The organism is Streptomyces sp. NPDC002884, assembly GCF_040295245.1.
GTDB lineage: Bacteria > Actinomycetota > Actinomycetes > Streptomycetales > Streptomycetaceae > Streptomyces.
Genome location: NZ_JBEOVB010000077.1, coordinates 1 through 10199 on the forward strand (window position 1 = coordinate 1; position 10199 = coordinate 10199).

General features: G+C 67.9%; 10 protein-coding genes. 4 read left to right on the forward strand and 6 right to left on the reverse strand.

The genetic code is table 11. The annotated features are described in order from the left end of the window. On the forward strand, positions 1 to 251 hold a 251-nt coding region (locus ABT070_RS45575; RefSeq protein WP_502990209.1), incomplete at its 5' end, for an Asp23/Gls24 family envelope stress response protein. Between the two features lie 321 nt (positions 252 to 572). On the opposite strand, the gene ABT070_RS45580 is transcribed toward ABT070_RS45575, so the two are convergent. Continuing rightward, positions 573 to 2141, reverse strand: a complete 1569-nt coding sequence (locus tag ABT070_RS45580; RefSeq protein ID WP_351769205.1) for a GH39 family glycosyl hydrolase — start codon at positions 2139 to 2141, stop codon at positions 573 to 575. Between the two features lie 905 nt (positions 2142 to 3046). Between ABT070_RS45580 and ABT070_RS45585 the strand changes: the two genes are divergently transcribed. Beyond that, positions 3047 to 3226 carry a DUF6480 family protein gene (locus tag ABT070_RS45585; RefSeq protein WP_351769207.1) on the forward strand — a complete coding sequence of 60 codons (180 nt, stop codon included), beginning with the start codon at positions 3047 to 3049 and terminating at the stop codon, positions 3224 to 3226. Between the two features lie 88 nt (positions 3227 to 3314). On the opposite strand, the gene ABT070_RS45590 is transcribed toward ABT070_RS45585, so the two are convergent. Next, a complete protein-coding gene (locus tag ABT070_RS45590) occupies positions 3315 to 3686 on the reverse strand; it encodes a DoxX family protein (protein WP_351769209.1) in 372 nt (123 codons plus the stop codon). 240 nt (positions 3687 to 3926) lie between these two features. Further along, positions 3927 to 4538 (reverse strand): NADPH-dependent F420 reductase, encoded by a 612-nt coding sequence (locus tag ABT070_RS45595; protein ID WP_351769211.1) that lies wholly within the window; start codon positions 4536 to 4538, stop codon positions 3927 to 3929. A gap of 181 nt (positions 4539 to 4719) precedes the next feature. On the opposite strand from ABT070_RS45595, the gene ABT070_RS45600 reads away from it, so the two are divergent. Further along, positions 4720 to 5196 (forward strand): MarR family winged helix-turn-helix transcriptional regulator, encoded by a 477-nt coding sequence (locus tag ABT070_RS45600; protein WP_351769213.1) that lies wholly within the window; start codon positions 4720 to 4722, stop codon positions 5194 to 5196. Between the two features lie 303 nt (positions 5197 to 5499). On the opposite strand, the gene ABT070_RS45605 is transcribed toward ABT070_RS45600, so the two are convergent. Together ABT070_RS45605 and ABT070_RS45610 are read right to left on the reverse strand one after the other, a co-directional pair. Further along, entirely contained in the window at positions 5500 to 6693 is a 1194-nt protein-coding gene (locus ABT070_RS45605; protein ID WP_351769215.1) for a PP2C family protein-serine/threonine phosphatase, read from the reverse strand. Then, positions 6690 to 8294: a sensor histidine kinase gene (locus ABT070_RS45610; RefSeq protein ID WP_351769217.1), complete on the reverse strand. Its 1605-nt coding sequence runs from the start codon at positions 8292 to 8294 to the stop codon at positions 6690 to 6692. The genes ABT070_RS45605 and ABT070_RS45610 overlap by 4 nt, the downstream gene beginning before the upstream one ends. Positions 8295 to 8411: 117 nt before the next feature. Between ABT070_RS45610 and ABT070_RS45615 the strand changes: the two genes are divergently transcribed. After that, positions 8412 to 9185: a response regulator gene (locus tag ABT070_RS45615; RefSeq protein WP_351769219.1), complete on the forward strand. Its 774-nt coding sequence runs from the start codon at positions 8412 to 8414 to the stop codon at positions 9183 to 9185. Between the two features lie 148 nt (positions 9186 to 9333). Here ABT070_RS45615 and ABT070_RS45620 read toward each other — a convergent pair whose 3' ends face one another. Further along, positions 9334 to 9639 carry a hypothetical protein gene (locus ABT070_RS45620; RefSeq protein WP_351769221.1) on the reverse strand — a complete coding sequence of 102 codons (306 nt, stop codon included), beginning with the start codon at positions 9637 to 9639 and terminating at the stop codon, positions 9334 to 9336. Positions 9640 to 10199: the final 560 nt, after the last annotated feature.

Below are 10199 nucleotides of genomic sequence, written 5' to 3' on the forward strand. Positions count from 1 at the left end.
AGGACGCGATCGAGGAAGAGGCGCAAGCCCTGGGCGGGGTTTCGCGGGCTCAGGTCCGGCTGACGGGCCGACGCACTGCTCCCGCCGCACGCGTGCGGCTGATGCTGGAGCCCTACGCGGATCCCGCGCGGACTCTGGGACAGCTGAGCCAGGACGCCCTCGCACACGCACGAGACTCCGCAGGCCTGGACCGCCTCCCGTCGAAGGTTCGACTACAGGAAGCCCGCCACCACGCCCGACGCACCGTTTGAGATGTCCTGACAAAGGCGCGGGGTTGTGGGGTGATGCTGCGGCCTTCGGGGATGTCGTCGCGTCGTTCCCAGCTGTTCTTCGAGACAACTACGGGAGTGCAGCCAGGTGCATCGTCCTGCCGACCACCCAGCGGAAAACGCCGAGGCCAAACCCGTGTGCCTGGCCCCGCTCGTCCCACCACTGGGCGAAGGCCGCACTGCCAGAGCAGCGGGCAGCGCTTGTCGTGGTGGTGACCACGGTCTGCCAGATTGCGCGGTCTCGTCTGCCTGATGAGCCGTACCTTCCGCAGCCGCTTCCTCGAGAACGGGGCGATTGTCGGCTCACTGCTGACGGATGAGAACGACGCTCCACGGTGCCATTGGCTCGTCGAGGCGGAGTACTCCGTGGGCGTCGGCGAGGACCGTGCGCAGCGACAGTTGCCCTGCCCGCAGGGTGAGCTGCCTGGTCTGTTCGCGGCTGAGGGGATCGGGCGAGCCCATGTCCCGCCACAGCGCGAGAGTATTACCGTGCTCGTGGTCGAGAGTCTCGACGGTGAACGCGGTGCGAGGGCTCAGCCCGGTCAGGACGACCTCAAGTCGGCGGGATGACCCTGTGGCCAGGGTTTTCTCCGCGTTCGTCCGGTCGCCGAACGATGCCGGCGGGGCGGTGGTCACCTCGGCCGGATAGTGATAGGCGAGCGTGGTCAACGCGCCGCTGACGCTGTGGCGAGTGACTACGGCGCCCGGCTCCTGGGCGAGGAGTTCGTCACCGAGGCTCCCGAGGAACCGGTACGCGTGGAACGTCGGCTTCGGTACACCCTGAAAGTTGATCATCCCGAAGCCGCCGTGGAAGACGGTGTCACCCGCGCCGCTCTCCTCGAACACATCGGTGAACGTCCAGTAGGACAGGGAGTCCACCAGCCCGGCGGACTCCAGGTTCGCCTTCACCACGAACGTCGCGGCCTGGAGGTGGTCGTGGGTGTGGTCACGTGGCGAAGGACTGGAACTCCACTCCGTCAGATGGATCTCAGCATCCGGGAACGGACTCGCATCGACCATCTCGCGCAGCAGAGCAATGTCCTGCCGGGTGGCGTCAACACCGCGGGTCAGCTTCACCGTCTCGCCGAGATCGTCCAGAGCCCAGTCGGTCGGGTAGGGGTGCGCGGAGACGAAGTCCACGGGAGCGCCGGTGCTGCGGCAATACTCCAGGAATGCGGCCAGCCAGACGGGCTGCCAGTCCAGTGCGTCGAGGTCGGGCGCGGTGACGGTCGACGCGTGACTGCCGAAGTCCTCGGTCTCCCCGGCGAAACGGGCATCGGGGACGAAGTTGCTCGTTGCCGGCCCGCCGACTCTCAGACTGGGATCGACCGACTTCACGGCAGCTGCCGTGGCCGAGTACAGCGCGAAGTACTCACTGCGTGTTCCCTGGAAGAACGGCCGAAGATTGGGCTCGTTCCACACCTCGAAGTACCACTGACGGACCTCGCCGATGCCGTAGCGGTCCACCCAGTGCCGGACGAGTGCAGAGATCAGGGCGCCCCATTTCGCGAGGTCCTTCGGCGGAGAACCGTTCGCCTTCCACCAGAACACCGTGTCCCGCTCGGCCGCCAGGTCACCGGGGCTGAAGCCCAGTTCGACGAAGGGCCTCACACCGAGATCCAGGAGGCGGTCGAACAGTTCGTCGACGTACTGGAAGTTGTACACAGGGCTGCCGTCCACCTCCCGGTAGACGAACATGTCGTCGTGCAGGAGGCCGTGGAAGCGGACGTACCGGAAGCCGCACGACCGGACAGCCGCGTCCAACTGCTCCAGCCAGCCCGCGCGAAGCCCTTCATTCGCCCGCCCGGCACCCACGCAGAGATTCCAGAAGTGCACCAAGGGGCTGCCGGACGTTCCAGCGTCCGCACTCACAGCGATGTCCACACCTTCTCCGTTCACACAGTATGCGAGAGCAGGCCGCTGGAACTTCAGGCTCCTGCCACTCTCGTCTAGCAAGCGCTTTCTGTTGTTTGGAACAGGCTCTTTCGTATCAGGATCAAGCCTTCCAAGGGAAGCCCTCTCTATGGTTCATGGGGCCCTCAAGCTCCTGGTTAACCTGCGCCCGGACATCCTGATGCGCATCGCTCACCGATGGAGAGCGAGAGACAGGTCTCCGGGAAATGGATCTTCCGCGGGCTGCCCCGCGTCCAGGGCGACGATCGTCCGCAGGGCGCGGGCCGGCGTACCCGCGCAGGACGCCGTGCTCCGCGCCTGGGTGACCTGTTCGTGGTCCGTACTGCAGGCCAATAGCCGGAGCGGAGGTACGGGGCAGTAGCGAGTACGGCGTGAGTGTGCTGGGCTGCTCGCCCGTCATCGTGCTGGGGCCCCGACTCGTGCGGTGTGGTCGCCGCCACCCGCGCCGCCCTGACCTTGGACGACGACAGTATCGCCGGGCATTTACGGCACACTGTCGACCTCCTCCTGGACCGCTCCCGGATCCTCGCCGACCAGGTCGACCCTCGGTCAGGGCGCGGTAGCGGGCATGTCCTACCGACTGGCCGATACCAGCGCCCGCGGTCTGGCGGCAGAAGCGGCCTCCCCGGCCCCACCGCCTGAGTCCGGTAGGGGAGACGAATGGCAGCGACGCGCCACGTCAAACCGATACCCGGCACCCCGTGGGCGGCGTTTCTCCGCGCCCGACGGTCTGGCCCTCCTCACCATGCGGCGCTACGGGGGCTCGTCCTTGGTGCCCTCGCCGGAGCGCCACTGTGGCACGCCGGCCGGGGCCAGGACGGTCACCGGATGCGTGCCCGGGGAACCTGCATGAGCCTGAAAGCATGACTGACCCGCTCGTACCCCCTGAGGAGACTCCGCCGGCCGAGGGCTCAACAGCCGAGGCTCACGAGGAACGCCCCGATGGCGGCATGTGGGAGCATCCCGGCATCTGGGCGTGGCTGATCGTCGCCGGCGCCGTGATCGTCGCGGGCTTCTATATTGCCCGCGTCATTTCGCTGTAAGCGGGCACCCCCGTGCACTCTGGTTGCGCGCCACGTCACGGCCTTCCAGCAAATATGCCGAGCTGCGCCGACTGCTTGCTGCTCTTCTCTAGGCCGAGAGGGCGAGGGTGGTGGCTGCGGCGACGGCGACGGCGGTCAGGACGGCGGGTGCCATCGCATTGGCGCGGGTCTCGGGGTTGGCGTAGTCCCCGGCCTTCGCGTGGAAGCGCACGGCTCCGACGAGCAGGAGGCCGAATCCCGTGGCGGCGGCAACGCCGATGGGCTGCCAGAAGAGGCCGGTGAGCAGTCCTGCGGCCGCACCGAGTTCGGCCAGTCCGATGAGCCGGACGAGGGGTGCGCTGAGGCCTCCTGGCGTTTGCAGCTGGGTCGGGATGCTGCCCTTCAGCAGGGCCTTCGGCAATCCGGCGGCCAGGGCTACGACAGCGAGCACCATGCTGAGCACTGCGGCGGAGATGAACACGGGTATGAACCTTTCTGTCACACATCTCAGACCGTCCGCGAAATCCTGAATCAGCACATGGGTATCGGAGTGGTCCGAGGATTCGCGCTCGGGCGCAGGGTGCGGCTGAGTGTGCATGCATGTGGATGAGGAGGGGCACGCGGGCGCGAGGCGCGTCGACGCATGGCGCTGGGTGCGTGGAGGCTGGCCCGTGTGACCGGTGCCGGCTGCCTCGCAGTGTCGGCCTGGCGTCACATCTGGTCAGGTGAGCGGCTGTTCGGTGAGGTTCCTGAGGACCAGGACGCCTGGAACCTGTATCAGGCGTCCGCCCTCGTCGATCCGGCCCAGCTCGACGGCTGACAGGCCGAGTGCCTGGGCGAGCTCGGCAATCTCCGTGCTGGCCGCGTGGGAGTTGCTGGAGATGAAGAGCACCCGCTTGCCCTGCCCGGCGGGTGCCTGCGCAGCGAGCGTGTTCGCGGGGAGGTGGTTGAAGGCCTTGACGATCTGCGCGCCGGGCAGCACCTCGGCGGCGAAGTCGGAGGACAGCCGCCCCTTGAGGATGTCGTCGGCGTTCGGCGTGTAGTGGGCATTGGTGGTGTCGACGACGATCTTGCCGCTCCAGTCGGGCAGCGCCGAGCCGAACTCCTGCACTGCGGGAAACGGGACCGCCATGAAGATGACGTCGCACGCCAGGGCCTCGGTGAGTGTCACGGGGTGTACGGCGGGGCCGAGTGAGGCGGCCAGTTCCTTGATCGATTCTGGTCCTCGCGTGTTGGCGATGGCGACCTCTATGTCGGCCCTGGCGAAGAGGCGCGCCAGCGCCGAGCCGATGTTTCCGGTCCCCACGATGGCGTACCGGGTTTGTGCAGACATGCGTGTTTCCCATCCGGGCCGACGGCCCGCTCAGGCGGGAGGCGCGGCTGCCTTGCCCGGCAGCCGGTTCCGGCGGCTCCTGCGCTGGGCGCGGTGCGCCCGCCCACCAATTTGGTTTACGTGTTAACCAGACCGTAGGCATCAAATGGTTAACGTGTCAACCAAGCGCTAGGATGGACCCATGGACACGGACGGACCCCGATGGCTGGACGAACGCGAGCAGCGGGCCTGGCGCGGCCTCATGGCCATGCAGGACGGCCTGTCGGAGTACATCGAGCGGCAGCTGCGCACCCGCTGCGGGCTCTCCAGCGCCGACTACCAGGTCCTGGCGCACCTGTCCGAGACACCGGAAGGACGCCTGCGGTCAATGGACCTCGGCCGCGCCATGAGGTGGGAGAAGAGCCGCCTCTCGCAGCACCTGACACGCATGGAAAAGCGCGGACTCGTACACCGCGAGCGCTGCCAGACCGACCAGCGCGGCGCCGTCGTGGTCATCACCGACCAGGGCCGCACACTCATCGACGCGGCTGCGCCGCTCCACGTGGCCGACGTACGCAACGCGCTGATCGATCACATCACTCCGGAACAGCTCGACCTGCTGAGCGAACTCGGAGACCAGGTGCAGGCACGACTGGCCGAGATCGAACACAAACCCTGACCGGCCCGCGTATGCCGCCACCATGGCCGCGTTCCTGCACTGGCCCCTGCTGGCCGACCCCTCCGCGTCGGGACGAGGCGGAGCGCCCCGAAGCACAATGCTTCCCCGCAAGGAAGATGGCGGGCATCTGCACACTGCGGTGTTCCGTGTCTTCTGACGGAATCGCGGGCCCTGCCTGGTACTTCGCCACACATCCCTGAGACGGCCAGCAAGATTGCGGCTGCCACCGGTGCAGAGCCTGAGACGCTGTGGCGGCTGAGGCCCTCGCTCCGTGAAGACGCGGACAGCCGAAGGGGCCTGCGTCTACCGGTTGTCCCAGTCGAGGCGGAGTACGGCGAGGTCGTCGGTGTGACGCCCGGCGTTCAGTGCCTGGGTCTCTTTGATGAGGCGGTCGACATGGGCGGCCGGGTCTGTCGGCGGCAGGCTGCGGATCAGTGCGAGGAGGCCTTCGACGCCGAGCCGTTCGGTGTGCGGGCCGTTGTGTCCTTCGGTGAGGCCGTCGGTGTACAGGGTCAGTGCTCCGGCTGCCGGCAGCGGGACCACCGTTGCGGGCCAGGTACCGAGCTGCGGGGCGATGCCCAGGGCCACTCCGTGTGCGGCGGCGAGTTCCCGGGTGCCTTTGGCGGTGGTGAGGAGGGGTTCGTGGTGGCCGGCCAGGTAGAGCGTGGCGGTGGCGGCGTTCTGGTCGAGGGTGAGGAGAGCGCAGGTGGCGAACAGGGGCTGCGGGCCGCGTTCGGCGATCAGGATGCGTTCCATGAGGTGCAGCAAGCAGGGGCCGTGGTGTCCGGCGAGGACGAGGGCACGCCATGCGATGCGCAGGCAGACGCCGAGCGCGGCGGCGTCGGGGCCGTGTCCGCTGACGTCGCCGACCACGGCGTGCAAAAGCTGGTCGTCGTCTTCGACGACGTCGAGGAAGTCCCCTCCCAGAAGTGCCCTTTCGGCGCCGGGCAGGTAGCGGGTGGTCACCGTGACCGCGGAGGTGGAGAGGAGGGGCTGGGGCAGCAGGCCCCGTTCCAGGCGGGTGTTCTCCTCGGCGCGCAGGCGGGCCCTCTGGGCCTCGGCGGCCGCGCGTTCGGTCTGGCTGCGGTAGACGGCGTAGCGGACCGTGCGGTGCAGCAGGTCGGCTTCGACCTTGCCCTTGACAAGGTAGTCCTGGGCGCCGGCGGCCATCGCCTCGGCTCCGGCCTGCGTCTCGGACAGGCCGGTGAGGACGATCACGGCGGTGTGCGGGGCGAGTTCGCGGACGGCGGCGATGGCCTTGGTGCCGGAGGCGTCGGGCAGGTGGAGGTCGAGGAGGATGCAGTCGATCGCTCGGGCAGAGAGGTCGGTGCGGGCTTCGGCGAGGGTCGTCCTCGTGGTCAGCTCGAACCGCAGTCCCGTGTCGTGGAGGAGCTCCTCGACGAGCAGCGCGTCGGCCTGGTCGTCCTCGATGAGCAGGACGCGGTAGACGGGGTCTTGCGCGGCGCCGCCGGAGGTGTGGGCCGCGGGCGCGGTCACCGTGCCGGCTCCGTGTCGGCGCGGGTCGCTTCCGGCATGGTGGAGGGACCCGTGAGCTCGGGGGGTTCGCTGGCCAGGGTGAAGGTGATGCGGGCGCCCTCTTGGTAGTCGGGGTCGACGGCGATGGTGCCGCCGTGGAATTCGACGATCTTCTTGCACATGGCCAGGCCGATGCCGCTGCCGTTGTAGGCGTCTTTGGTGTGGAGCCGCTGGAAGATCACGAACACTTTCTCGGCGTACTCGGGGGCGATGCCGATGCCGTTGTCGGTGACCGAGAACCGCCACAGCACGCCTTCGCGCGTGGCAGAGATGTGGATTTCGGGTGCCTGGTCGGGGCGGTGGAATTTGACGGCGTTGCCGATCAGGTTCTGCCAGAGCATGCCCATCTGGCTGGGGTCGGCGACCAGCGACGGCAGCAGGTCGTGCGTGATCGATGCCCCCGATTCCTCGATGCTCACGCTGAGGGAGGACAGAGTCTGCGTCAGCACCTGGCCGAGGTCGACGCTCTTCAGCTCGTGGTGGACGCGGCCGACGCGGGAGAAGTCGAGGAGGTCGTTGATGAGGATCTGCATGCGGTTCGCGCCGTCGACCGCGTAGTCGATGTACTGGTCGGCCCGGGCGTCCAACTGGCCGCCGTAGCGGCGCTGGAGGAGCTGGGTGAAGCTGGAGACTTTGCGCAGCGGCTCCTGGAGGTCGTGGGAGGCCACATACGCGAACTGCTCCAGCTCGGCATTGGAGCGTTGCAGGTCGGCGGTCTGCGCGTCGAGGCGGCCGCGTGCCTCTTCGGTGAACGCAAGTTCGCGCACGAGGCGGCGGCGCATGAAGTCGATCTCGGCGCTGAGCCGGCGCAGGTCCGCGGGTCCGGTGGGGGTGATGGGATGGTCGAAGTCGCCGCCGGCGATGGTGCGGGCGTCGGCCCCGAGCTGGTCCAGGGGGGTCGTGATGCCCCGGCGCAGTCCTTCGAAGACCAGCACGGTGAGAGCGGCGATGACGGCCGCGATCGCGGTGAACACCCAGTTGCGCAGCACCATCGTGGAAGAGAGGTCTTCCACCGCCTGCACCCGCTCTGTCCGCAGCCGTTCCTGCTGGCTGCTCAGGACAGCGCGCAGTGCGTCGAAGGCTTCCTTGCCCTGCGTGGCGCGTTCGGTGGTCAGCGGTGAGGGTGTTCCGGCCGGTGCAGCGGCGATCGGACGGGCGATCTTTGCCTGCCAGGTCTCCACGGCGTCCTGCACGGCTTTGAGGTCCTTCAGGCCGGCTGCGTCATCGTGGAGCAGCTCTGCCAGGCGGGCGGTGTGAGTCGTCTGGGCGGTGAGCCCCTGCCGGTAGGGGGCGAGGAAGTCAGGGATGCCGGTGGCGCCGTAGCCGCGGATGCCGGTCTCCTGGTTCAGCAGCGCCGATTCCAGTCGGAACGACGTACTCAGGGCAGGAGATTTCACGTCCACAAGTTCATTGCTGATCGATTCCGTCTCGGCCAGCACCCACGCTCCCGCCGCCCCGAGGAGTGTGAGGACCGTCAGCGAGACCGCCACCCCGACGCGCAGCCACCGCCGCGTCGTCCAGGCCGAAGACGTCCGTGCAGGCGGTCTCGCGTTCCCGCTCATGCCGTGTTCCCCTCCGCTGTGATCGCCGCCTGGGTCTTACGGGGGCAGCGGCCACTGTAGAGGGTGTTCGACAACAGTTGTTGTCGTGGGGCCGGATCGCAGCCTATGGTGCGCAATGTGCCTGGCAAGAGCTTCGTTGTGCGGACCACCCCCGAACAGACGGTTGCCGTCGCGGACGCGGCGGTCGACCGGCTTGCGAGGAGCCTTGCTCTCCAGCTGCAGGAAGAAGTCCCGCCCTCGACGGAAGGGGAACAGGCGCAGGCCCTGGCCCTGCTGTGGATGCTGGACCAGCTCCAGCAGGCGGCCGAGCGCCTCCAGCAGGGGGCGGCCGTGTCCGCCGCCCGTGCGGGTGCCGGCTATCCGCAGCTCGGTGCCGCCTGCGGTCTGACCCGCCAAGGTGCCCGGCGTCGCTGGCCGGGGCTCTTCCACCACTCCGACGAAGCCCCTTTGGAGCATCCGATGATGACCACCCCCGTACGGCCCTTCGATGTTCTCCTCGTCGAAGACGACATGGCCGATGCCCTGCTCATCGAGGAAGCCCTCTCCGAGCGCGGAGCCCGCAACCTGGTCCAGGTCACCGACGGAGTTGCCGCACTCGAACACCTGCGTTCCCCCTCGAGCGCGCGCCCCGACCTGATCGTCCTGGACCTGAACATGCCCCGGATGAACGGACGCGACCTCCTGCGGATCCTCAAGACGGACGAGAACCTGCAGACCATTCCCGTGGTCGTGCTCACCACCTCCGCCGCTCCCGAGGACGTCACCGGCGCGTACAGCAGCCATGCGAACGCGTATGTGACCAAGCCGGTCAACCTCGAGGAGTTCGAGCAGGCCGTCCAGAGCATCGACGCCTTCTACCTCGACACCGCCACCCGCCCGCCCCGGGGCTGAACCGCTGCCTGGCTTCGACTGCTTCCACTGACTCCGCAGGGGCGCCAGAAGGCGGATAACTGGCGGCCAAGGACACGACCTTGTGTCGGTGCCGTTGAGCTGTGCTCCTTGTTCAGGGGCTCGCGGTTTGTGTTCTCGCGCGTTCAGGTCAGGACGTGGGAGGCACGGCGCGGTGGAGAGGTTCCAGGTCTCCGTGCAGGGCTGCGTGGAGGGCGGCCGCGAGTTCACGGGCGCGCTCCTCGCTCGACACGTTGTGCATCATGAAGTAGATCGGTCCCGCGTAGGCGTCCGCACCGACCTCATGGTTGTGGACCAGGCGGGTGATCGCGGCCCGGACAGCGGCGTTCACGCTGTCGTCGACGGAGTGTCCGGGACCGGCGGTCAGCGTGTCCGCCTTCACGGTCCACCGCGGACCGTCAGATTCGATGGCGACGAACACGGCTCGGTGCGCCATAGCCTGCCTGTATGCCGTGTCGAACGAATCGGAACCGGAGGCGTCCGGGATGAGACGGGCGGGACAGGGAACCGGCAGCGGCTGCATGAGGAGATTGTGCAAGAGGCCGGGAACAATCACGTCTGCTGACACTCGAAGACCGCCCCGTGCTGCGGCGGCATCCTCTGGGCCCCGATGCTGGCCAATAGAGACGGTTCAAGCGGCCGGAGCGCTTCTATGTTCAGGTCGGCACGGTAACTGCCGGGAGCTGTCTCACTGGTCGGCCCGCGGCAGACACGTCCTGGTCCATGAGCTGCTTGACCAAGGCCATTCACGCCGGGCAACCGCCTGGCACCTGGGCTGGAGCCTTCCTGTGCGCTGCCCACGAATCTTCTGTCGGGTCTGGTGAGCCCAAACGGCACGCCGCGCGTAATTGACTTCGTCCGCCCCAACCGGGCGGTGGCAGGTCGGCGGGTTTCCTGACGGGCAGGAGGAATGGTGCAACTTTCGCGGAACATGTTGGGCACTGTCGTCGTAGGGGGCGCGCTGGCCCTGACGTTGGGCGCGCTGGCCTACCCGTC